Raw genomic sequence first — 23,937 nt, forward strand, 5'->3', positions numbered from 1 at the left:
GGAACCTGCCGCCCGGTGCACGGGGCGATTGCCCCGGTTCAGTGGACCGGGGCGCTTCGTCTGCTTACTCTTCCGGCTTGCCCGGCACTTCCAGCTGGAGGCTGACCGGCCCCATCAGGCCCGAAGGCCGCAACGGCGCATCGGCGCGATAACCGCCCTGCGAGGTCCATGTGATCTTCTTCGCCCCCGGCTGGGCATCGCCGATCAGGCGATTGACCCACAGGTTGGCAACCTTGATCTCCAGGCGGTTCGTGCCTGCCTTCGCCACCTTGCCGATATCGAGGCGATAGGGCGCGCGCCACAGGTAACCGGCGGACTTGCCGTTCACCATGACCTCGGCCACTTCACGCGCCTCGCCAAGATCAAGCCATAGCGGCTGACCGGCCTTCCATCCCTTGGGAGCGGCAAAGTCCTTGCTGTAGGTGGCGATACCCGAGAAGTACTTCACCGCCGGATCGGCATTCTTCTCCAGCGGGGCAAGCGCCGGCATGGTGATCGAGGCCGGTGCACCGCGACCGGGCTGGAAGGCAACGGTCCACGGCCCGGCAAGGGCCGCAGCAGCCTTCGCCTGGGGTACAGCTACCGCCGCTTCGGCTGCGCTGGCGGGCTTGCGGAACACGACGTGGACCGAATCGTCGACATGCAGCGTCAGCGGCACGTGCGTCTCTGCCCCAACGACCTTGTAGCTGACTGCGCTCGTCTTGCCGGTAACCGGATCGAACAGTTCAGGCGCCTTGCCGGTAACCCGGAAGCGAGCGACGACGTTCTCCGTCCGGTCAAGCTGGTTGACGATGAAGTAGCTGTCGCCATCGGGCAGCTTGCGATGGACGAAGGGCAGCTTGGCCCCCTCACCCGCGCCGCTGAACGTCAGGTCGGGCGCGACGCCGGCAGAGCGCATGGCAGCTTCGATGTCGTTCGAGGCAATGACCCGCCCCTTGCCGACGCGTGCATCGCCGCTGCCCGGCCACAGCTTGGCCGTCAGCGCCGAATATTCCGCCGCGTCCGTGCCGAAGCCCGGATCGCCCTGCGGCTTCTGGCCGATCACGGTTGCCCCGCCATCGACCAAGGCGGCCAGCTTCTTCAGCGTGCCGAGCGTCATCTTGTGCGAAGAACCGCCAAGGTAGATGGCGCGATAGCGGGCACCACCCGGGCTGACGACTTCCTGCCCGTCATTGGCAAGCACCGTGGTCAGCGCCTCGGCATTGACGAAGTCATAGGCATAGGACTTGGGTGCATCGGGAACCGGCTTGTCGACATAAAGCGCGGTCAGCGGCGCGTCCTCGCCATAGAAATAGCCGACATCCGCCACGTTGCGGCCCTGCTGCAGCATCAGCGAATTGCGCGACATGTAATCGACCCAGGGCTTCGCCAGTTCGGCCCAGCTTTCGTGCCGGTTGAAGTACTGGCCGAAGATGAACAGCGTGAAGCCGGGCAACTTGTCATCGAGCGGCTGGTGAACCGAGGTGTGCACGACCGGCCGGTTCACGCCGTTGACGAATTCAAGGTCGATGATGCGCTTCAGGTACCGCGGCGCGTGGTCCCACGGCTGCATGGCCGAAGTCATCGATTCCGCGGCGACGTATTTCTGGCCGAAGATATGCGCGACCGAGGCCGCGCCCTTCATGTCGGCAACGTGCGCCCAGCGAGGGCCTTCCGTGCGGGTGTGGGTCCACATCGCCGACATCGGGATATCGGCATAGCGGCGCATCGACATGTCATCGCCCAGCGAGGGACGACCGTTCTCCAGCGCTTCGCCATAGACCTTGAGGCCGTTTTCATGCGCCACCTTGGCGACCGTGCCATAGTGCTCGCTGCTCATCAGGTCAGCCAGCGTGCGGCGGTAATCGTAAAGGAACTTGTCGCTCTCGGCGCGCGATCCGATGATCGTGCCGGTCAGTGCCGGGAGCCAGGGCGTCGGATCGTAACCGCGCAGCTTCCTGAACTGATCGACCATCGCGGGCGTCCAGTTGGCCGCACCGACCTCGATCGAGTCCGTCAGGATCGCATCGACCCCGCCGCCTTTGCCGATCTTGCCGCCCGAGGCTTCGCGGTACATGCCGATGTAGTGTTCAAGGTAGCGGCGCACGGCCGGGCCGTCGAACTTGTCGACTTCAAGGCCGGTAGCTTCCGGCGGTGCCGGGTGGTTGGTCGTGCCGAGCAGCGAGTAGCCGAGCCGCAGCACCTTCCACTCCTGCCCCTTGGGCAGCTTCGGCGGTGTCCAGTCCAGCGTGCCGTCGGGTTTCATCCGGCCGGTCAGGTTGACCACCGATCCCGGCGCGATGCCCGCCATGTCGGGAACGTCCTTGCTGAGGATGTGGTAATCGGGTTCCAGTTCGAACCCGGCCTTGGCCTCGAACCGGTCGACGCGGGCCTCGGCGTTGAGGCGCAGGTCGCCAATCTTCACCGGCATGACCGGGAAGCCGCCTGCGAGACCCCCATAAGGCCCGGCATCGACACCTTCGGCCGATGATCCCATGCCTGCAAGCGCCAGCTTTGCTGGGTTCAACACCACGCGAAAGTAGCTGGCAGTCACGGCGTCAAAGCTTATCGTGGTCGGCACCGGCATCAGCGGTATGTCCGCCACCTTGCGCCAGGTTTTGCCGTCATCGCTGGTCTCAAGCACCGGCTTGGCGAGTGCGCCCAGGAACATGGCAGACCCGCCCGGCGCATAGAGCGAGGCCGAGCGCACCGTTACCGGCGAAGGATAGGTCAGAAGCAGCGAATTGGGGCCATCCTTCAGCGGTGCCAGGCTGATATTGGAGGCAAGGTCGCCATCGCTGATCTTCGCCCAATCGTGCGCCTTGCCATCCGCGGCCGACAGAGCGGGCGCGGGCAATGCAGCCGCAACCGGCGCCGGATAGGCGAGCACGGCGACATCGGCGTAGTACTTGGGCTTTTGCGGCTTGGGACCGCCCACACCGAGCAGGGATTCAATCGATCCGCCCGGCTCAAGGGCCTGGAAAGGTCCGGTCACGTTCGGCGGGGCGACGAGGCTGCCCTTGAACTTCTTGCCGGGGGCCAGTGCAGTTTCGGCCCAGACCAGCTTCTTGAGGCCATCTTCCGGCTTCACCCAGGGGCCACCGGTTTCCGACCAGCCCGGCGATGCCGCGATGGTCAGCTCAAGGCCGAGACGGTCGCTCTCGTCAGCGGTGAAGCGGAAGGCGTCCTTCCAGCCATCATCCATGTAAACCAGCCGCTTTGCGACTGCCTGCGGGGTCTGCATTGCGGCGTCGAAATTCTGCAGGCCGCCGATGCCGACGCGCTTCATCCAGGCGAGGTCCTTGGCAATGCCATCCTTGGTCACGTTGCCGTTCATCCAGTGCCACCAGACGCGCGGGCGCGCCTCGCTGGGCGGATTCTGGAACGCCTCTTCCAGCGAGGGCGCAGCCCCGGCCGTCGTGGCAGGCTCGGCGGCCTGCTGGGCAAGTGCTGGAACAGCAGTCAGCGCGCTGGCGGCGATCAGGCCAAGGCGCAGGGTGGCAAGCTTGTGGTTCATCTCGTTTCTCTCCCGTTATTCCGTCTATTCGGCTGCCATGCCGAACGCGCGCCGCAGCGCATTGAGTTTCGTCTGTTCGAACCAGGTGCCGAGCCTGGCCTTGGCAATCAGCGCAAGGCCATCGAAACCGTGGAAGGCGCCGGGCACCACGATAAGTTCAGTGCCGACGCCCGAGGCAGTCAGGCGGCGCGCGTATTCGATGTTTTCATCGCAGAAGAGATCGAGGGTGCCGACGCCGATGAAGGCTGGCGGCAATCCCTTCAGATCTGGCATCCGCGCAGGAACGGCGTACTTCGGGGCACTTGCCCTTCCCGGTTTTGCTCCCAGGAAGCTCTCCCACCCGAAGTGGTTATCTTCCGGAGTCCAGGCAAGCTTGCCTGCCCAGGGCGGCATCTTGCGGGTAGTACCGGTCCGGTCATCGAGCATGGGGTAGATCAGGCATTGGAAACAGACCGGCACTTCGCCGCGATCGCGCGCCACCAGCGCCAGCATGGCGGCATGGCCGCCGCCTGCGCTCTCGCCCAGAAGAGCAATCCTGGCCGGGTCCACGCCGAGTTCGGTCGCATTGGCATGAAGCCACTTGAGACCTGCGTAATTGTCCTCGATCGAACCCGCATAGGTCGTCTCGGGTGCCAGCCGGTATTCCACCGAAACAGCAACGCAATCGAGCCGCGCGCAGAGTTGCTGCAACTGGCGGACGGAGCTTTCGGCAGACCCGGTAACATAGCCGCCGCCGTGAGTGTGCAGGATCGCCGGACGGCTGGTGCCCGCACGGGCATTGATCACAAAGACAACCACATCGGGCTGCGACTTGCCGCCAGGAATTAGACGTTTCTCAAGGGGCACGCTATCCAGCGGCGGCTGGTTGGAGAAGGGATTCGGCGCACGCAGTTGCGGCAGGTTCGCACGATTGAAACCCGGCCGGTTTGCCGTCATCTTCTGGAAGCGCCTGGTGATGTCGCGCAGTTCCGGATGGATCATATGTTCCGGCAGTCCGCCCAAGGCCTCTGCCTGCGCGTATGAAGGCACTGCTGCCAGCCCTGCCAAAGCAACACTGCCGGCGAGCCATTCCCTGCGATTGAATTCCATCCTCTCCCTTTCCCCTGTCAGACGATGCCCGCGCCAAGCCCGACGCTTTTGCGTTCCTGGGCCTTGCGGTTGCGCCACTGGCTGGCGCGATAGGTGCCCAGCACATCGATGGCCCCGCCCGCTTCCGCGCGTGCCTTTGCAAGGATCGGACTGACATCGATGGTGTAGGCGCGGCGGAGCGCCTGGAAGGCCATCATCGTGTCGTTCGCCTCTTGCGCGGCGTGAAGGGCCTCGCGATCGACGAGGCTGGCCTTGGCGAAGCACTGGGCGATTGCTTCCGCGCTCGACAGCATCGATTCGATCGGGTCGGTCACGTTGTGCGACTGGTCGATCATGTAGCTGGGGTTGAAGCCGTCGCGCGGGTTGAGCTCGGCTTCCGCCAGTTCGTTGAACACCAGGAACAGCTGGTGCGGGTTGATCGAGCCGGAATCGAGATCGTCGTCGCCGTACTTGCTGTCGTTGAAGTGGAAGCCGCCCAGCTTTCCGAAGCGGTGCAGGCGGGCAACGATCTGTTCGATGTTCACGTTAGGCGCGTGATGGCCCAGATCGACGAGGCATTTGGCCTTGGGGCCAAGCTCCTGCGCCGCGAGGATAGAGGAGCCCCAGTCCGAAATGACCGTCGAATAGAACGCAGGCTCGAACATCTTGTGTTCCAGCAGCATCCGCCAGTCGTCCGGCAGGGCGGCATAGATCTGGCTTGCCGCGTCGAGATAGCGGTCAAGGCTGCGGGCGAAGTCCTGCTGGCCGGGGAAATTGGTGCCATCGCCGACCCAGACGGTCAGGTCGCTCGAGCCGAGCTGCTTGCCGATTTCGATGCATTCGATGTTGTGTTCCACCGCCTGCGCCCGCGCACCGGCATCCTGCGAGGAGAGCGAGCCGTTGGCATAGGTGTGCGCCTGCCCCGGCTGGTCCTGGAAGGTGTTGGAATTGACCGCATCGAAGCCGAGGCCAAGGCTGGCCGCCTCTTCGCGCAGGGCACCAAAATCGCTGACCTTGTCCCAGGGGAAGTGCGGCGACACGCGCGGCGTCACGCGGGAGAGCTGGTTGATGACTGCGCAGTCCTCCAGCTTCTCGTGGATGTTCGTCGGCTCGCCGGGGATGGGGAACTTGGCAAAGCGCGTACCGCCCCGTCCCGCACCCCAGCTCGGCACGGCAACCGAGAAGCGGGCCACCCGGTCCTTGATCGCGTCGATGGCGATCCCGGACCGTTCAAGCTTGCGACCGAGCGCAGCATAGTCCTCCTCCAGCGCAACCGCATCGCGGGCATTGGCTTCGGCAATCAGGTCGGCGGAAATGGCAAGGTTGGTCATTCTGTCACTTCTTGGTTTCGAGCTTCAGCAGCCCACGCGATTCCATCCAGCCAAGGAACTGGCCGATCATGCCGGTGGATGTGGTTCCCGGCTGGCCAAGGCCGAAGCCATGACCGCCACGCTCGTAAACGTGCAGCTCGACCGTACGCCTCGCCGCCTTCCACGCGCTGACAATGCCGAAATCGCCATTGCCGAACAGCATATCGTCCATGGCGAGCGCGGCGAACATCGGCGGAGCGTCGGCGGGCACGTCGATCTTCGCCATGGGTCCGTAGATATAGCCGAAGAAGTCAGGCCGTTCGGCGGGAGTGGGGGCCGAAAGCACGGCACGCAGCGCAGTAATGGCGCCGGCAGAAAAGCCGATGATCCCGACACGGTTGGGGTTCACATGCCATTCTTCGGCGCGCGCGCGGATCAGCTTCAGCGCGGCAAGTGCATCCTTATCGGAACCGGGGTTGACGATTTCGGGCAGCTTGCCGTCACCCTTGCCCGCGTTCGCGAAGAGCTTGGACATCTCGGCGAGGAAGGCGTTGTCGTCCTTCGGCGAGGGATTGAGCCGGTACTTGAGGACGAAGGCAGTATAGCCCTTCTCTGCGAGTGCGTTGGCTGTGCGCCAGCCCTCGTTCTGGAGCGAGAGCATCGAAAACCCGCCGCCCGGTGCAACGATGACCGCAGTGCCGTTGGCCTTGCCCTTGGGCGGGAACACCGGGGTCAGCGTCGGGTAGGTGATGTTGCGGATCACCGTTTCGCGGCCCATGAACCGGGTTACCACCTCATCCGACGGGCTGCCCGGATTGTCCTTCCCGTGCACGGGGATGAACTCGCTGCCCGGCACGGGTCCGTCAGGCGCCTTTGCGATGTCGAACACCGGCTGGGCCAGCAGGGGCGAAGGCAGCATCAGTGCGGCGGCCAGCACGGCCTTGCGGATTGTCTTCATCGTTCCCTCTCCCTTTCCCCGGCTTAGCGGGTGAAAGCCTGGGCATTGCCCGCATCGACATTGATCATGTTGCCGGTGGACTTTGCCGACATGTCACTGGCGAGCCAATAGGCCGCTTCGGCAATGTCTTCGGGCAGCACGTCACGCTTCAGCATCGACCTGTTACGGTAATGCTCCTCCAGCTCTGCGCCGGGGTCGATCTTGTTGTTGGCGGCGCGTTCCTTGCGCCAGTCGCCGTCCCAGATCTTGCTGCCCTTGATGACAGCATCGGGGTTGACCACGTTGACGCGGATACCCTCGGGCGCGCCTTCCAGCGCCAGGCAGCGCGCTAGATGGTTCGCCGCCGCCTTGGCAGAAGCATAAGCCGAGGCGCCGCTTGCTGCAGCAACCGCGTTCTTCGAACCGATGAACACCACCGAAGTGCCACCTTGCGCCTTCATCGCCTTCAGCAGCGGCCAGGCATGCTTGGAGGTGAGGAAATAGCCCTGGGCCAGCACATCGAAATTGCGGTCCCACAGCTCGACCGTCGTCTGCTCGATGGGCGCGGAGCTGGCGATGCCGGCATTGGCCACCAGCACGTCAAGCCCGCCGAATTCGCGGGAGCAGGCCTCGAACGCGGCCTTGACCTGTGCCTCGTCAGTAACGTCGCAGGTGACCGCGCGAACCACGTCCTTGCCGAACTGCGCAGCAAAGCCGGCGCGCACTTCCTCGGCCGCAGCCCCGTCGCGATCGGCGAGCATGACGCAGGCCCCTTCGCGCAGCAGGCGGACCGCAGTTGCAGCGCCGATCCCGCCGGCACCGCCGGTGACCAGGGCAATGCGCCCGACCATGGGCTTGGGCGCGGGCATCCGCTGAAGCTTTGCTTCCTCAAGCAGCCAGTATTCGATGTCGAAGGCTTCCTGCTCGTCGAGGGCAATGTACTCGCCGATCGCTTCGGCCCCGCGCATCACGTTGATGGCATTGCCATAGAACTCACCGGCCAGCCGCGCGGTCGTCTTGTCGGTGGCGAAGGTGATGCGGCCCACGCCCGGGACCAGCACGACAACCGGATTGGCATCGCGCATGGCAGGCGAATTGGGCCGCTTGCAGCGCTCGTAATAGGCGGCATAAAGATCGCGGTAATCGCTGATCTGCCTTGCGAGGTAGTCCTCATCTTCCAGCCGCGCAGGATCGAGCGTCAGCGGCGCGATCTTGGTGCGCAGGAAGTGGTCGGGGCAAGAGGTGCCGAGCGCCGCCAGCCGGGCAAAGTCTGCCGAGCCGGTGAATTCCACAGCTTCCGCATCGTCGGAAAAATGGCCAAGCTTGCGCCGCGCACCGGTCATCAGCCCGCGCAGGCGCGGCATGAGGCCAGCGGCGATGGCCGCGCGATCGGGGTTCGGCGCAACGATCTGGCCACCGAAGGCCGGCTTTCCGGCCATCTTCGCATTGAGGTAGTTGGCCGCGTCAGCGATCAGCGAGACGGTGTGTTCGTAGCAGGATTTGGCGCTGTCAGCCCAACAGATGATGCCATGCCCGGCAAGCATAACGCCTTCGACCTGCGGGTTCGCCTTGACGAAATCGCGCAGCATCACGCCCAGCGTATAACCAGGACGCTTCCAGCCCAGCCAGCCGATGCGCCCGCCCCAGATCTCGCGCGTCGCCGCCTCGCCGCCGGAACTGGCGGCAAGCGCGATCACCGCGTCAGGGTGGACATGATCGACATGGGCGAACGGCAGCAGCGAATGCAGCGGCGTATCGATCGAGGCCGCCCGCGCATTGAGGTTGAATGTGCAGTGCGGCAGGTAGCCGACCATCTTGTCGTCATCGTCAGGCCCGGAATAGTGCGCTTCCAGTGCGAGCAGCCTGTCCTGGTAAAGCGTGGCAAAACCATCGAGCTTCATCGAGCCGATGTCACCGCCCGAGCCCTTCACCCACAGCACTTCCACCGATTCGCCGGTGAGCGGATCGGTCTCGACAATCTTTGCAGAGGTGTTGCCGCCACCGAAATTGGTGATGGTAAGGTCGCTCCCCAGCAGGTTGGAGCGGTAAAGCAGCAGTTCCGCCGGCCCCAGGCTGGCAGCGTGGGCATCATCCCAACGGCTGACCGGAACGGCGAAGGGAATCGCGGCGGACGTTATCGATGCGTGTGCGTTCATGGGGGTATCGTAACAATGGCCCTTCCCTTTATCAATCGCATTCGATAGAAAACGATCATAAGCAATCAAAACGCCGCTTAATGGCTCGGAGAGAAGGCACTGGAACAAGGTTCCGTCATCGTAATCGACATGGGCAAGACGGTGACCAAGGCCAGCGTCTGGTCGCGCGATGGCCGCTGCCTGGAAAAGCTGACGCGCCCCACCTGCCCCGCGACCGGCGAAGGATATGGTGCGCTCGATACCGCGGCGACGGCCGACTGGCTGATCGAGGCGCTGGCAAGCCTGGCGCATCACCCGGTCGAGGCCATCGTTCCGGTGGCCCACGGCGCGGCAATTGCTGCGATCCGCGATGGCACCCTTGCCTTCGCCCCGGTCGATTACGAGTGGACAATTCCCGGCGACATCGCGGCGGCCTACGCAAGGGAACGCGATCCCTTCGCCGTGACGGGCTCCCCCGCCCTGCCGGGCGGCCTCAATATCGGCAGCCAGCTTGCGTGGCTCGATTTGCAAGGCATGCTCGATGGGGTCACGCTGATGCCTTATGCCCAGTACTGGGCATGGCTGTTTTGCGGCGTGGCGGCCAGCGAGGTGACCAGCCTTGGCTGTCATAGTGACCTATGGGCCCCGGCCGAGGGCGGCTTTTCCCCGATGGCAAGGCAGCGCGGCTGGGCTGAAAGGTTCGCGCCGCTTGTCCGTGCCGGCGACTTTCTGGGAACCATCCGGCCCGAACTGGCGAAGCGTACCGGCCTTTCGCCGGAAGTCCGCGTGCTGGCGGGCCTGCATGATTCCAACGCCGCACTTCTCGCTGCCCGATCCTTTCCTGAGCTGTCGGGCAGCGAAGCGACGGTGCTTTCCACCGGAACCTGGTTCATCGCCATGCGCAGCCCGCAGGAACCCGTCGACCTTTCCGCGCTGCCGGAAGACCGCGATTGTCTGGTCAATGTCGATGCCTTTGGCCAGCCGGTGCCCTCTGCGCGCTTCATGGGCGGGCGCGAGGTGGAACTGCTGGGTGAGCGGATCGACTGCGCCGGAACCGATGGCGTGGGAACCGTCCTGGCCGCGCAAGCCATGGTCCTGCCCTCGCAGGTGCCGGGCTGTGGCCCCTTCCCCGATGCACCGGCCCGCTGGATTGCCGAACCCGCCCCCGGCCCAGCCCGAACCGCAGCCGTGGCGCTTTATGCGGCGCTGATGGCCGACGCAGCGCTGGACCTGATCGGCACGCGGGCACGCCTGCTCATCGAAGGCCGCTTTGCCGCGTCGGAGATATTCGTCCGCGCCCTCGCCGCGCTGCGCCCCGACACCGACGTCTATACCGCAGGCAGCGAAGCCGACGTCTCATTCGGCGCACTGACGCTTGCCGTGCCGGGACTTGCCGCACGCGGCACGCTGGCACGGGCCGAACCGCTCGATTGCGACATGGCCGCCTATCGCGCCGCCTGGCGCATGCAAAATGCAGACAGAACCGGAAATGCCGAGGGAGCCTGAGCCAATGACCACCACCACCGATCATGCCGCACGACCGCCCGGCCAGTGGCGCGACACGGTGCTTGCCGGGCTCGCCAACTATATCGATTCGGGCTCCATCGTCGCCGGGTCGGTGGCGCTGGCGCTGTGGAAGGACCTCTACAATCTTTCCGATACCTTCATCGGCCTGATCGCCGCCTTCAGCGCCAACGCCATATCGGCCGGGGTCGGCGCCTTCATCGGCGGCTGGCTGTGCGACAAGGTGGGCCGCAAGAAGATCTACCAGTACGATATGCTGTTCTACGCGTTCGGAATGATGTTCCTGATCTTTGCCAGCGCGGCGTGGATGATCATCGCCGGCTTCCTGCTTGTCGGCCTCGCGGTGGGCGCGGACATTCCCGCATCGTGGTCGCTGATCGCCGAGCAAGCCCCCGATGACAAGCGCGGCGCTCATTCCGGCGTTGCCCAGGCCTTGTGGAACCTGGGGCCGGTCGTCGTGCTGGTGGCAGGCTATTTCCTGACGCCCTTCGGCATCGACGGGGTGCGCTGGCTGTTCATCCACCTTGCCGTCATTGCGCTCGGCCTCACCTTCCTGCGTTCGCGCATGAGCGAATCGCAGCGTTGGGTCGAAGTGCAGGTAGCCCGCGGGGAAAAGGCCGGGACGGTGCCGTGGCGCGAACTGTTCAGCCCGCGCTACATCGCCGCCATGTTCTACCTCGTGGCCATGTACGGCCTGTGGAACCTGTGGGCCGGCTACAACGGCTTCTTCACACCTTACCTGATCGAGCAGAACAACCTGCCTGAATGGGCGGCAACCGTGCTGCCCGCCAGCTACTTCCTGCTTTGCATCCTCTCGGTCATCTTCATCTTCATGCCGCTGGCCGACAAGGTGAGCCAGCGGCTGCTGTTCGGCATCTCCGCCGTGTTGCAGGTGGCGGGCATGGCCATGCTGGCACTGTTCGGGTTCACGCTGGAAACGGTCATCGCCCATATCGTCATCATGGGCTTGGCCGGTGGTTTCGGCGCGCAGAGCTTTTTCCAGCTGTGGAGTGCGGAACTGTTCCCCACCGAAATCCGGTCCACCGCGCAGGGCATGACCTTTGCCATGGTCCGCATCGGCCTTGGCATCTGGAGCCTGGCTGTCCCGGCACTGGCATCGAATGACTTTACCACCCTGGCGTGGATCCTTACCGGGTTCCTCGTGGCCAGCGGCGTGATCGGGCTCATCTGGGCGCCGAGCAACCAGGGCAAGTCGCTCGAGGCAATCGCGGCCGAACGACGGGGATAAGGGCATGCACGCTGCGCAAAGGGAACAACTGATCCTGACGGCCATGGAGCCGACCGGCTTCGTTTCCTATCGCCAGCTCGAAGACCTGCTCGACGCCTCCCCCGCGACCATCCGCCGCGACCTGACCCGGCTCGAGGCGATGGGCAAGATCGCCCGGCTTCATGGCGGCGCGCGGCTGGCGGGGGAAGAGGCCGCGCCGGGAAGCCGGCTTACCGGTACGCCCTTCGACCTGTCGATCACGCAGAACCTCGAAGCGAAGCGCGCGATCGGCGCGGCGGCGGCGGCGATGTGCGAACCCGGCGAGGCGATCATGATGGACGGTGGCTCGACCACCTTCCAGATGTGCCCGCACTTGCAGGGGCTCGGCCTTCAGGTGCTCACCAACTCGCTGCACATCGTCAACGCCCTGCTGCCGCAGCCGGGAACCCAGATCATCGTCCCATCGGGCACGGTGTTCCGCGAACAGAACATCATCCTTGCCCCATCGGGCGAGGATTCGATGCCGCGCTTTCATGCGCCAAAGCTGTTCATGGGCGCCGCCGCGGTCGGGCCGCAGGGCGTTATGCAGGCCGACGTGATCCTCGTGGCGGCAGAGCGGCGGCTGATGGACCACGCCGAACAGGTGATCCTGCTGGTGGACAGCTCGAAGTTCCGCTCGTCATCCGGGGCAATCGTCTGCGGGCTCGACGAGATCGACGTGCTCGTGACCGACGCAGGCATTACCGAGGCAATGCGCGCCGCGGCGACAGCGGCAGGCGTGCGCCTGGTGATATGCTGATTTTGCCGGATCGCAGCTTTTGCCGGCGCGATCCGTGTTGACGCTAACATGAAGTCCTATAAAAGCGGGACAGCGTGGGAGAATCTCTGGGCCGCCCCGGGCTTGCCCCTGTCTCTCGCGACATGACCGGGAGTGGACCTGAAATGCTGAGGAAGATCCTGCGTGTAGTGCTGTGGCTGCTGCTCGCCTTCGTGCTGTTCATCGCCGTTCAGGCTTTCCGCCACTGGAACACGATCCAGCGCGTTTTCCTGGGCGGCACACACGATCATGAAACCGTGCCGCCGCAGCTGCCGGCAAACCTGCCCCGCCCCGCCGTGCTGGTATTCTCCAAGACCAACGCCTTCCGGCACGAGGAATCGATTCCGCCCGGCAACGCCTTTTTCGCTCAGCTCGCCAGGGAAAAGGGCTGGGGTTATTTCCAGACCGAAAACGGCGCGGCCTTCTCTCCCGAAATTCTCAGCCGGTTCGATGCCGTGGTGTTCAACAATGTCAGCGGCGACGTGTTTTCGCCCGCGCAGCAGGCCGCCTTCAAGGAATGGCTGGAAAAGGGTGGCGGCTATGTCGGCATCCATGCCGCCGGGGACAATTCGCACAAGGACTGGGGTTGGTACATCAACGACCTGATCGGCGCGCTGTTCACCCAGCATACGATGGACCCGCAATTCCAGCAGGCGACCGTCAATGTCGAGGACAAGGCCCATCGCGCCGTGCAGGGCCTGCCCGCATCGTGGCAGCGGGTGGAGGAATGGTATTCCTTCGACAAGTCCCCGCGGACCACAGGCGCGCAGGTACTCATCACGGTTGACGAGAAGACCTACAATCCGGTCGGCATGTTCGGGAAGGACCTGCGCATGGGCGACCACCCGATGGTCTGGGCCCGCTGCGTGGGCAAGGGCCGGTTCCTTTATTCCGCCTTTGGCCACCGCGCAGAAAGCTGGGCCGAACCCGAGAACCGCCAACTCCTCGCCAATTCGCTTGGCTGGGCACTGAAACTGAATGGCAACGAATGCGGCACCGGCTCATCCCCTGCCGCAACCAAGGAAGCTGGGAGCAAGGACAAGTGAAACCGATCCGTTACGGCATGATCGGCGGCGGACAGGGCGCCTTCATCGGCGGCGTTCACCGCATCGCGGCGCGCATTGCCGGCAACTGGGATCTCGTTGCCGGGGCCTTTTCCTCGACACCGGAAAAGTCGCGCGCAAGCGGTATCGAGATCGGCGTCGATCCGGCCCGCGCCTATGGCTCCTATGCCGAGATGATCGAGAAGGAACTGGCCCTCCCCGCTGACCAGCGGATCGAGGCGGTGTCGATCGTCACCCCCAATCACATGCATGCCGCCCCGGCCATCGCCGCGATGGAAGCGGGTTTTGACGTGATCATCGACAAGCCGCTGGCGGACTCGATGGAAAACGCCAAGGCCATCGCCGACGCTGCGGCGCGTACGGGCCGCCGCATTGCCGTGACCCACACCTACACCGGCTATCCGCTGGTCAAACAGGCGCGCGAGCTGATCGCCGGCGGCAAGTTCGGCAAGGTTCGCCGCGTGGCGGTGAAGTACACGCAGGACTGGCTGAGCCGGGCATCCGACCTTGAAAACAACAAGCAGGCCGCATGGCGCGTCGATCCCAAGCAGTCGGGCGATGCGGGTGCCTTCGGCGATATCGGCACCCACGCTGCCAACCTGGCCGAATTCATCACCGGTGAGCGCATCACCAGGATCTGCGCCGAGCTGACCATGCTCGAGGGCCGCTTCATCGACGATGACGGCGCGGCGCTGTTCCACCTTTCCGGCGGCGGCAAGGGCACGCTGACCGCGTCTCAGGTTCTCGTCGGCGACATCAACGATCTCGCCATCTCGGTCTATTGCGACGAGGCCGGGCTGCACTGGCGGCAGGAAGAGCCGAACACCATGCGGATCGGCTATCGCGACCGGCCGACCGAGATCTGGCACGCCGGGGCCAACCGCGCCTACCTTTCGGAAGATGTCCTTTCGATCCAGCGCACGCCGGGCGGGCACCCGGAAGGCTACCTCGAAGCCTTCGCCAACATCTACCAGGCTTTCGGCAACGAACTGCGCGGCGCCAGCGGCGCAGAGCCGGGCTATGCCACCATGGAAGACACGCTGGCGGGCATGAAGTTCCTTGCCGCCAGCCTTGAATCCAGCCGCCGCGGCGCGGTCTGGGTCGATCTGTAAGAGAGGTTTGTACGCATGAAGGGTCCCGCCATCTTCCTCGCCCAGTTCGCTGGTGACGAAGCGCCGTTCAACTCGCTTGACGCGATCACCAAGTACATGGGCAACCTGGGCTACAAGGGCGTGCAGATCCCCACCTGGGATGGCCGCCTGTTCGATCTCGACAAGGCTGCCGAGAGCCAGGACTATTGCGACGAAGTGGCCGGCATCTGCCATGCCAACGGTGTCGAAGTGACCGAGCTTTCCACCCACCTGCAGGGCCAGCTCGTCGCCAGCCACCCGGCCTATGACGCACTGTTCGATGGCTTTGCCCCTGCTGCCGTCCACGGCAACGTCAAGGCGCGCACGGAATGGGCCGTGGACCAGATGAAGAAGGCGGCAAAGGCCAGCCAGCGCCTCGGCTGCACCAGCCATGCCACTTTCTCGGGCGCGCTGCTGTGGCACACGGTCTATCCCTGGCCGCAGCGCCCTGCCGGCCTCGTCGAGGAAGGCTTTGCCGAGCTCGCCCGCCGCTGGAAGCCGATCCTCGACGTGTTCGACGAAAACGGCGTCAACGCCTGTTACGAACTGCACCCGGGCGAGGACCTGCACGATGGCGTGACCTTCGAGCGCTTCCTTGAGGCCGTGGGCAACCACCCGCGCGCCAACATCCTCTACGATCCGTCGCACTTCGTGCTGCAGCAGCTTGATTACCTGCAGTTCATCGATTTCTACCACGACCGGATCAAGGCCTTCCACGTCAAGGACGCGGAGTTTCGCCCCAATGGCAAGGCCGGGGTCTATGGCTCGTACTCGGGCTGGACGGAGCGTCCAGGCCGCTTCCGCAGCCTTGGCGACGGGCAGGTGGACTTCACCCAGATCTTCACCAAGCTGGGCCACTACGGCTACGATGGCTGGGCCGTGCTCGAATGGGAATGCGCCTACAAGCACCCGGAACAGGGCGCGGCCGAAGGCGCACCGTTCATCGCGCGCCACATGATCCGCAAAGCGGACAAGGCATTCGACGACTTCGCCGGAACCGGCACGGACCTGGGCTTCGTGCGCCAGGTCCTCGGGCTCGACTGAAACAACGACAATAGGGGAGAGGGACAGTGAACGATCAGGCAGGGCCTCCGGCCAACCACAAGTCGATCTTCTGGATCAGCGTGCTGGCGCTGTTCACCGCGGCGCTGGCCAATTCGGTGCGCGCCGGTGCAGCGGGCGCGCTGAAGACCTCGCTGCTCGATCCGATCGACGCGCAGCATTCGGGCGAGATGATCGGCACGGTGCTGGGGAACAGCTTCCTCGGCTTCGCGCTGAGCCTGCTGGTAATCAGCCCCCTGCTTGACCGTTTCGGTGCGAAGAAGGTGATCCTGTTCGCCGCCGCCTGCTTCATCGTCGGCCCGGCGCTGGTGCTGTTTTCGGCCGGGGCCGGCGGCTCGACCTATACCCTGCTGAATATCGCCATGATCATCTGGGGCTTTGGCTGGGGCGCTACCGAAGCCTCGATCAACCCGATCACGGCGACGATCTATCCCAATGACAAGACCGGCAAGCTCAACGTCCTGCACGCCTGGTGGCCGGCCGGCATCGTTGCGGGCGGGCTGCTTTCGGTGTTGTTCTTCAAGCAGCTGAACCTTGACTGGCAGGTGCTCGTCGGCCTGACCATCGTTCCCGGCGTCGTTCTCGCGCTCTGGGCCATGCGGCACGAATTCCCGCAAACCGAAAGCACCGCACAGGGCGTGACCTTCAATGAAATGATGGCAGAACCCTTCAAGCGGCCAAGCTTCTGGGTGTTCTTCGCCATCATGTTCCTGACCGCTTCGGCCGAACTGGCGCCGGGCGCCTGGGTTGACGTGACGTTGACCGAGACGGTCGGTTTCTCGGGCATTCTCGTGCTGGTCTATGTCTCGGCGATCATGTTCGTCATGCGGCATTTTGCCGGTGCGCTCGATCACAAGTTCTCCGACATGGGCCTGCTGTGGTTCAGCACCGTCCCGGCGGCCATCGGGCTTTACCTGCTGAGCACCGCCAATTCGGCAACGACCGCCCTCGTCGCGGCGACGTTCTGGGCCTTCGGTGTCTGCTTCATGTGGCCGACGATGCTGGCCGCCGTGTCGCGCCGCTTCCCGCGCAGCGGCCCTTGGGGAATCGGCCTGATCGGCTTTGCCGGCGCACTGGCCATCCGTTTCGTCCTGCCCAAGCTGGGCGAAATCTATGACAACGCCAAACTGGCCAAGGCCGGCGGCAAGGAAGCGCTGGAAGCTGTGCAGCCCGGCACGCCCGAAATGCACGGCGTGCTCGCCTATGCGGCGGAAACTTCGTTCCAGACCATCGCCATCATCCCGGCCGTGCTGTTCGTGATCTTCGGCCTGGTCTGGTTCTTCGAACGCGGAAAGAACACGAAATGAAAATCGGCATGAACCTGCTGCTGTGGACCGGACACGTGACGGAATATCACGTGCCAGTCCTGCAGGCCCTGAAGGATACGGGTTTCGATGGCGTCGAGGTTCCCGTGTTCGATCCCTCCGACGTTTCGCACTATGCGAAGCTGGCAAGCATCTGTGATGATATCGGGCTTCAACGCACTGCGGTCGCGCTGATCCCTGACGAAGCGCACTCGCCGGTTTCGGCCGATGCCGCCGCCCGCCAGGGCGGCGTCGATCACCTCAACCGGGTGATCGACTGCTGCGAGGCTCTCGGCGCCCAGGCGCTGGTCGGGCCGTGGTTCCAGCCGCTGGGCGTGTTCACGGGCACCGGACCTACCGACGAGGAACTGGAGCGCTGTGCCGGCGTCCACCGGCAGGTCGCGCAGAAGGCGCGCGACGCGAAGCTTGCCTGCGCGCTCGAGCCGCTCAACCGCTTCGAATGCTACCTGCTCAACACCTGCGAGCAGTCTTCCGCCTACCTTGAGCGGCTGGGCGAAGGCGGGTTCGGCATCCTTTACGATACGTTCCACGCGAACATCGAGGAGAAGGATCCCCTCGCCGCGCTGCGCACTGCCTATGGCAAGGGCCACGTCAACCACGTCCACATCAGCGAGAACGATCGCGGCACGCCGGGGCGCGGCCACGCCGCAATCCGCGAGACGATCAGCGAGCTGACAGGCCTCGGCTACGATGGCTGGCTGACGATCGAAGCCTTCGGCAAGGCGCTGCCCGAACTCGCGGCCGCAACCCGCGTATGGCGCGATTTCTTCGCCAGCCCCGAAGAGGTCTACACCGAGGGTTACGCATACATTCAGGATTGCTGGAACAAAGCCTGATTGCAATCTGGCCTAACCAATAGTAATTAAATTTTTGAACTAAGCGGGCCTGCCCCGAGAGACGAGGATATCTGAAATGGATCAAGGCATGAACCTCGACCGCCGCGACCTTATGGGGCACTTCGCCCTGCTGCTGGGTGTCGCCGCGCTTCCGGCAGAGGCCTTCGCCGCGCCGAAGGGCAAGGCGAAGGGCAAGGCGGCGCCGAAGAAGTTCTTCACCCCTTCGCAGACCGCGCTGGTGACCGCACTGGCAGATACCTTCATCCCGAAGACCGACACTCCCGGTGCGGTCGAGGCCGGTGTCGTACCGCGGTTCGATGCGATGATGGGCCGCTGGGCTTCGGCGAAGACAAAGGCCGAAGTCGTCGCCGCGCTCGCCGCAGTCGACAAGATGGCGCTGGAAACCGACAGGAAGACCTTTGCCGCGCTGGCCCCTGCGCGCCGCAAGGAGCTGCTCATCCCTTACGACAAAGCCGCGCTGAAGCCGGTCCCGCCCCCGAAGCGCCTGTCCGGCCTCGCAGCCCTGATGGGTGGCGCGTCGTTCGTCGTCGATCCCGGTTACAGCCGCGTCAAAGACCTGATCATCGGCCTCCACTATTCCTCGGAAGCGTCGATGACCAAGGACATCATCTACGAGCATATTCCGGGGCCCTACGTCGCCTCGCTGAAGCTGACCAAGGACAGCCGGCCCTTCTCCGGCCTTGGCACCATCATGGGTTAATCGGAGTCTATTCCAATGGCATTTGACGCAATCGTAATCGGCTCCGGCATGTCGGGCGGCATCGCCGCCAAGGAACTGTGCGAGCAGGGACTGAAGGTCCTCGTGCTCGAGCGGGGCTACGACATCGATCCCGCCAAGGACTACACGGACATGAAGATGCCGTGGGAGTTCCCCGACATGAACATGGTTCCGCAAGAGGAAGTCGAGCGCGACTATCCGGTGCAGAGCCAGTGCTACGCCTTCAACGTGGCCAACAAGCACATGTGGGTGAAGGACAGCGATCACCCCTACACCACGCCGGAAGGCAAGCCGTTCACCTGGATTCGCGGCTATCACACCGGTGGCCGTTCGATCATGTGGGGTCGCCAGACCTACCGCTGGTCCGACATCGACTTCGAGGCGAACAAGAAGGACGGCTACGGCGTAGACTGGCCGATCCGCTATGCCGACATCGCCCCCTGGTACGACAAGGTCGAGGAGTTCATCGGCGTCGCCGGCACCTATGAAAGCCTGCCGCAGCTTCCCGACGGCAAGTTCCTGCCCGGCTGGGAGCTCAATGACGGCGAGAAGTTCCTGAAGGCAGCCGTCGAGGCGAAGTTCCCGGGTCGCAAGATCATTATCGGACGCAACGCCAACCTCTCGGAAGCACGGCCGCATCACGAGGAACTGGGCCGCGGGCCGTGCCAGAACCGGTCGATCTGCGACCGCGGCTGCTCGTTCGGCGCGATGCATTCGTCGCTGACCTCGTCGCTGCCCGCCGCGCGCAAGACCGGGAACCTGACGCTGGTTACCAACGCCATCGTCCATGCGATCATCCAGGACCCGGCGACCGGCAAGGCAACGGGCGTTCGCGTGATCGACCGCGTCACCAAGGTCGGCAAGACCTATGAGGCGAAGGTGATCTTCCTCAATGCCTCGACCATTCCGACCGCGACGATCCTGCTGCAGTCGGCCAACGAGGCCAATCCGCGCGGTCTCGCCAACGGGTCGGACCAGGTCGGTCGCAACCTGATGGACCATATGTACGCGCTGTCGACCGCCGGCATCCTGCCCGGTGCGCCGATGGATTCGTACTACAAGGGCCGCCGCCCGACCGGCATCTACATCCCGCGCTATCGCAACGTGACGGAGGATTCGGACGGTTACGTGCGCGGTTATGGCTACCAGGGCGGCGCCATGCGCATGACTGGCAAGGGCATGGCCGGCGGGCCGGGCACGATCGGCGCGGAATTCAAGGAAGGCATGCACAAGTTCGGCCCGTGGATGACCTTCATCTCCGGCTTCGGCGAGATGCTGCCCAACCCGGAAAACCGCGTCACGCTCAACCCCACGAAGAAAGACCAGTGGGGTATGCCGCTGCCGCACGTCGACTGCGCCATGGGGCCGAACGAGCACAAGATGGTCAAGCAGATCATGGCGGACGGCAAGGCCATGATCGAGGCTGCCGGTGGCAAGGTTATTGCCCAGGCCAGCGAGCCCGGCCCCCTGGGCCTTGGCATCCACGAAATGGGCACGGCGCGCATGGGCCACGACCCGAAGACCTCGGTGCTCAACAAGTACAACCAGGCGCACGAGGTGCCCAACCTGTTCATCACCGACGGCGCGGCGATGACTTCGTCGGCCTGCGTCAACCCCTCGCTCACCTACATGGCACTGGCCGCCCGCGCGGCGCATCATGCGGTGCAGTTCCTCAAGGAAGGCAAGATCTGATGAAGAAGCTGTTGTCCATGACGACGGTACTGGCAGGGGTGGCATTTGCCGCCCCTGCTTTTGCCGGCACCGTCACAGATTGCCCCAACCGCGACGCGCCGTTCTCGGCCGCCAGCCCGTTGATCGACGTGCTGCTGAGCCCGGCCGCCAAGGCCGTGATCGACAAGCACGCCCCGGGACGGCTGGACAAGATGCCGCCGAACTTCGCCGGCACCAGACCGCCGACCTTTGCCGCGATCCTGACAGCCGAAACAGCGACCCGCTTCACTGGCATGACGGCGGACAAGGTGGCGGAGATCGACCGGGAATTGCGCGCCATTCCGGTTACGGACGCCGACAAGGCGGCCCGCTGCGCCCGCTATGACAATGACGTTCCCAGCTTCAACCTGCCCAAGGGCAAGGTCCGCCTGCTGGTCATGGAAAAGATCAACGGTTTCAAGGACGAGCCCTCGGTCAACGCCGCCCATGCCGCGCTTGTTGCCATGGCAGAGCGCAGAGGCTGGGCGATTGCCTTCACCGAGAAGGCCGGCGCGATCAATCCGAAGACGCTCGCCCAGTTCGACGCCGTGGTGTGGAACAACGTCAGCGGCGATATCCTGACGCTGTCGCAGCGCAAGGCGTTCAAGGACTACATGGCCCGCGGAGGGGCCTTTGCAGCCATGCACGGCAGCGCCGGCGATCCGGCCTATTTCTGGGACTGGTATCCCGATACGCTGATCGGCGCGCGCTTTGCCGGTCACCCCATGGCGCCGCAGTTCCAGGAAGCCCGCGTTGTCGTCAGCACCGATCATCCGGTGGCGAAGGCAGCCAAGCTGCCGCGCGAATGGCGCATGACGGACGAGTGGTATTCGTTCAAGACCAGCCCCCGCGCTGTCGGGGCGCAGGTCATCGCCTCGCTCGACGAGACGACCTATTCCCGCAAGGGCATGATGGGCGCGAGCCTCGACATGGGTGCAGACCACCCGATCGCCTGGACCAACTGCATCGGCCGCGGGCGCATGTTCTACACGGCCATCGGCCACATGCCGCAGACCTACAGCCAGCCGCAGGCTCTCGCCCTGCTGGAAGCTGGCATCGATTGGGCTGCGACCAGCAAGAAGGCCTGCCCTGCCCGCCGCTGAGGGCAATCAAGCCGGCACAAAAAGAAAGCGCCCCGCCAGAAACGGGGCGCTTTTCTTTTGCAGGGCCTGCCGTGGCAGGAGCAGCCGGCGGATTACCCACCGGCCGCCACGCAATCAGACGATTTCGCCGATTTCCGTGCCGCATTCATAGGTTTCACCGGCCGGAACCTTCTGCACCAGCTTGCCGCTGGCCGGCGCTTCGATGTCGCGCGCGGTCTTGTCGGTTTCCAGCACGTAGATCACCTGGCCTTCGGTGACATCGCTGCCATCGGGCACGGACCATTCGGCCAGCGTGCCTTCGCTCATCGACATTTCAAGCTTGGGAAGGGTGAGGATCGTGGACATGTTTCGGTTTCCTTGAAGATCAGGATTTCATGGTTTCGCGGACGCGGGCCGCAATCGCCTGGGCGCCGGGTACCTGGCTGAACTCGATGGCGTTCGAATAGGCGATCGGAGCATAGGCGGCACCAAGACGGATGGCGGGCGCCTTGAGCTTGCCCCACAGCTCTTCGTTGATCGTGGCGCAGATTTCCGAGCCGAGGCCGCAGAATTCGACCGCCGCGTGGACGACAACCGCACGGCCCGTCTTCTTCACCGATTCCAGGATGCGGTGATAGTCGATCGGCATCAGCGAACGCAGGTCGATCACTTCGGCGCTGATGCCTTCCTTGGCCAGTTCCTCGGCGGCGGCCATGCAGTTCAGCATTTCCCAGCCATAGCTGATCAGGGTGACATCGGTGCCTTCGCGCTTCACCTTGGCGACGCCCAGCGGGATGCGATAATCGCCCACCGGCACTTCATCCTTCTGCGTGAACAGCAGCATCATCGATTCGAACATCACGCAGGGATCGGGATCGGCGATGCACGATGCCAGCAGGCCCTTGGCGTCCGCCGGGTTCGACGGATAGACAACCTTGATGCCCGGCGAGTGAAGCAGCCAGGCTTCCATCGACTGCGAGTGCTGCGCGCCGAAGCCGCCCATGCCGCCACCGGCCTGGACGCGGATGGTCATCGGTGCGTGGGTGGTGGAGCCCGACATGTAGCGCTGCTTGGCGGCGTGGTTGTAGACCTGGTCCATGCAGACGCCGAAGAAGTCGGAGAACATGATTTCGGCGATCGGGCTCATGCCGGCAATCGACGAACCCAGGGCCGCACCGATGATCGCCTGTTCGGCAATCGGGGTCGGGCGGACGCGGTTCTTGCCGAATTCGGTCTGCAGGCCCTTGTTGGTACCGAAGACGCCGCCTTGCGGGTCGCCCACGTCCTCGCCCAGGATGAAGACTTCCTTGTTGGCGGTCATCGCGATGTGCTGGGCATCGCGGATCGCCTCGACCATCGACATGGTCTTGGTTTCGGCCGGGAGCGGGCCTTCATCGGCGCGGACCGGGTAGGAGCCGCGCTGCGGCACGCAGGTGACATCCTCGAACACGTCGGTCACGGTTTCGCTGGCCGGGGTAACCGGGCTTTCCAGCGCGCGTGCGATAGCATCGTCGACTTCCGCCTTGATTGCGGACTCGAGAGCGGAAAGCTCTTCCTCGGAGCTGATGCCGGCCTCGATCAGCAGGGCGCGGGTCTTTTCGACCGGGGCGCGCTCCTTGGCGGCGGCAAGCACGTCCTTGGCGGCGTTGTAGTTTTCACCCACGCCAGCGTGCGGCCCCATGCGATAGGTCAGCGCCTCGACAAAGACGGGGCCCTTGCCGGCGCGGACATGGTCGATCACGTCCTTCATGCCGTTGTAGAAGGCCGCCGGATCGTTGCCGTCGAGCTGCACGCCGCGGAAGCCCAGGGCTTCGGCGCGGCCGAAGAAGTTGGGGCTGGCGGTGTAGTCAGGGATCGGGGTGTATTCGCCCCACTGGTTGTTCTGGCACATGAAGATCACCGGCAGCTGCCATGCGCCGGCAAGGTTCATGGCTTCGTGCACCGCGCCGATCGAGGTGGCGCCATCGCCGAAGTTGACGATGGTCACGCGGTCCTCGCCGCGTTCCTTGGCCGAGATGGCAAGGCCGTTGGCGATGGGCGCACCGGCGCCGACGATGGCGGTGGTGACCATCGATCCCGAGGACGGATCGGAGATGTGCGGGCTGCCGCCCTTGCCCTTGTTGACGCCGTCCTGGCGGCCCAGGGCTTCGGCGAACATGCCGTAAAGATCGACGCCCTTGGCGACCTGGTCATGGATGCCGCGATAGGTGGTGATCATATAGTCGCGCTCGGTGACGAGCTGCGACACGGTTGCCGGGATGCATTCCTGACCGGTCATCGGCCAGTAGGTGAACATGAACTTGCCCGCCGAAAGCCCGGCCTGGATCGCCTTGTCCACTGCGCGGATCCGGGCCATCTGGCCATAGATCGCCTTCAGGACTTCGGGTTCGATCCCGAGGTTGCTCTGGCTCATGCTTCGATCCTTTTCACCTGGCGCGACAAAGCCCTCTGCCTGTCGCCGCGCATTCGGCGCA

General features: G+C 64.4%; 18 protein-coding genes. 11 read left to right on the forward strand and 7 right to left on the reverse strand.

The window, feature by feature from the left end; translation table 11 throughout:
* Positions 1-64: 64 nt before the first annotated feature.
* The 5 genes from C0V78_RS05730 to C0V78_RS05750 are packed head-to-tail and all read right to left on the reverse strand — an operon-like array spanning position 65 to position 8,967.
* The gene (locus C0V78_RS05730) at positions 65-3,496 is read right to left on the reverse strand and encodes a glycosyl hydrolase (RefSeq protein WP_101796838.1); all 3,432 of its coding nucleotides are present in this window, start codon (positions 3,494-3,496) and stop codon (positions 65-67) included.
* 24 nt (positions 3,497-3,520) lie between these two features.
* Positions 3,521-4,585, reverse strand: coding sequence for an alpha/beta hydrolase (locus C0V78_RS05735; protein ID WP_101796839.1), 1,065 nt, complete (start codon positions 4,583-4,585; stop codon positions 3,521-3,523).
* A 17-nt stretch (positions 4,586-4,602) separates the two neighbouring features.
* A complete protein-coding gene (rhaI, locus tag C0V78_RS05740; RefSeq protein ID WP_101796840.1) occupies positions 4,603-5,895 on the reverse strand; it encodes an L-rhamnose catabolism isomerase in 1,293 nt (430 codons plus the stop codon).
* 4 nt (positions 5,896-5,899) lie between these two features.
* Complete coding sequence (locus C0V78_RS05745; protein WP_101796841.1) at positions 5,900-6,832, reverse strand: alpha/beta hydrolase; 933 nt, start codon at positions 6,830-6,832, stop codon at positions 5,900-5,902.
* Positions 6,833-6,855: 23 nt separating this feature from the next.
* Positions 6,856-8,967: a bifunctional rhamnulose-1-phosphate aldolase/short-chain dehydrogenase gene (locus C0V78_RS05750; RefSeq protein ID WP_101796842.1), complete on the reverse strand. Its 2,112-nt coding sequence runs from the start codon at positions 8,965-8,967 to the stop codon at positions 6,856-6,858.
* A gap of 141 nt (positions 8,968-9,108) precedes the next feature.
* Between C0V78_RS05750 and C0V78_RS05755 the strand changes: the two genes are divergently transcribed.
* From C0V78_RS05755 to C0V78_RS05805, 11 genes are all read left to right on the forward strand, one after another.
* On the forward strand, positions 9,109-10,452 hold the full coding sequence (locus C0V78_RS05755; protein WP_254049832.1) for an FGGY-family carbohydrate kinase: 1,344 nt from the start codon (positions 9,109-9,111) through the stop codon (positions 10,450-10,452).
* Between the two features lie 4 nt (positions 10,453-10,456).
* A complete protein-coding gene (locus C0V78_RS05760) occupies positions 10,457-11,719 on the forward strand; it encodes an MFS transporter (RefSeq protein ID WP_101796844.1) in 1,263 nt (420 codons plus the stop codon).
* 4 nt (positions 11,720-11,723) lie between these two features.
* The gene (locus tag C0V78_RS05765; protein ID WP_101796845.1) at positions 11,724-12,497 is read left to right on the forward strand and encodes a DeoR/GlpR family DNA-binding transcription regulator; all 774 of its coding nucleotides are present in this window, start codon (positions 11,724-11,726) and stop codon (positions 12,495-12,497) included.
* Between the two features lie 143 nt (positions 12,498-12,640).
* Positions 12,641-13,561, forward strand: coding sequence for a ThuA domain-containing protein (locus C0V78_RS05770; protein ID WP_158241476.1), 921 nt, complete (start codon positions 12,641-12,643; stop codon positions 13,559-13,561).
* Positions 13,558-14,691: a Gfo/Idh/MocA family protein gene (locus C0V78_RS05775; protein WP_216822161.1), complete on the forward strand. Its 1,134-nt coding sequence runs from the start codon at positions 13,558-13,560 to the stop codon at positions 14,689-14,691. Before C0V78_RS05770 ends, C0V78_RS05775 begins: the two co-directional genes overlap by 4 nt.
* A gap of 15 nt (positions 14,692-14,706) precedes the next feature.
* Positions 14,707-15,753 carry a sugar phosphate isomerase/epimerase gene (locus C0V78_RS05780; protein ID WP_101796847.1) on the forward strand — a complete coding sequence of 349 codons (1,047 nt, stop codon included), beginning with the start codon at positions 14,707-14,709 and terminating at the stop codon, positions 15,751-15,753.
* Positions 15,754-15,779: 26 nt separating this feature from the next.
* A complete protein-coding gene (locus C0V78_RS05785; RefSeq protein WP_101796848.1) occupies positions 15,780-17,078 on the forward strand; it encodes a sugar MFS transporter in 1,299 nt (432 codons plus the stop codon).
* Positions 17,075-17,932, forward strand: coding sequence for a sugar phosphate isomerase/epimerase (locus C0V78_RS05790; protein WP_101796849.1), 858 nt, complete (start codon positions 17,075-17,077; stop codon positions 17,930-17,932). Before C0V78_RS05785 ends, C0V78_RS05790 begins: the two co-directional genes overlap by 4 nt.
* A gap of 88 nt (positions 17,933-18,020) precedes the next feature.
* Positions 18,021-18,653 carry a gluconate 2-dehydrogenase subunit 3 family protein gene (locus C0V78_RS05795; protein WP_158241477.1) on the forward strand — a complete coding sequence of 211 codons (633 nt, stop codon included), beginning with the start codon at positions 18,021-18,023 and terminating at the stop codon, positions 18,651-18,653.
* Positions 18,654-18,668: 15 nt separating this feature from the next.
* On the forward strand, positions 18,669-20,363 hold the full coding sequence (locus C0V78_RS05800; RefSeq protein WP_101796851.1) for a GMC oxidoreductase: 1,695 nt from the start codon (positions 18,669-18,671) through the stop codon (positions 20,361-20,363).
* The gene (locus C0V78_RS05805; RefSeq protein WP_101796852.1) at positions 20,363-21,484 is read left to right on the forward strand and encodes a ThuA domain-containing protein; all 1,122 of its coding nucleotides are present in this window, start codon (positions 20,363-20,365) and stop codon (positions 21,482-21,484) included. The genes C0V78_RS05800 and C0V78_RS05805 overlap by 1 nt, the downstream gene beginning before the upstream one ends.
* A gap of 114 nt (positions 21,485-21,598) precedes the next feature.
* Here the strand turns inward: C0V78_RS05805 and C0V78_RS05810 are convergent, their stop codons facing one another.
* Both C0V78_RS05810 and C0V78_RS05815 read right to left on the reverse strand, forming a co-directional pair.
* Entirely contained in the window at positions 21,599-21,829 is a 231-nt protein-coding gene (locus C0V78_RS05810; protein WP_101796853.1) for a biotin/lipoyl-containing protein, read from the reverse strand.
* A gap of 19 nt (positions 21,830-21,848) precedes the next feature.
* Positions 21,849-23,876 carry a thiamine pyrophosphate-dependent enzyme gene (locus C0V78_RS05815; protein ID WP_158241478.1) on the reverse strand — a complete coding sequence of 676 codons (2,028 nt, stop codon included), beginning with the start codon at positions 23,874-23,876 and terminating at the stop codon, positions 21,849-21,851.
* Positions 23,877-23,937 lie beyond the last annotated feature (61 nt).

Origin of the sequence: Novosphingobium sp. TH158, from assembly GCF_002855555.1 — a bacterium.
Lineage (GTDB): Bacteria > Pseudomonadota > Alphaproteobacteria > Sphingomonadales > Sphingomonadaceae > Novosphingobium.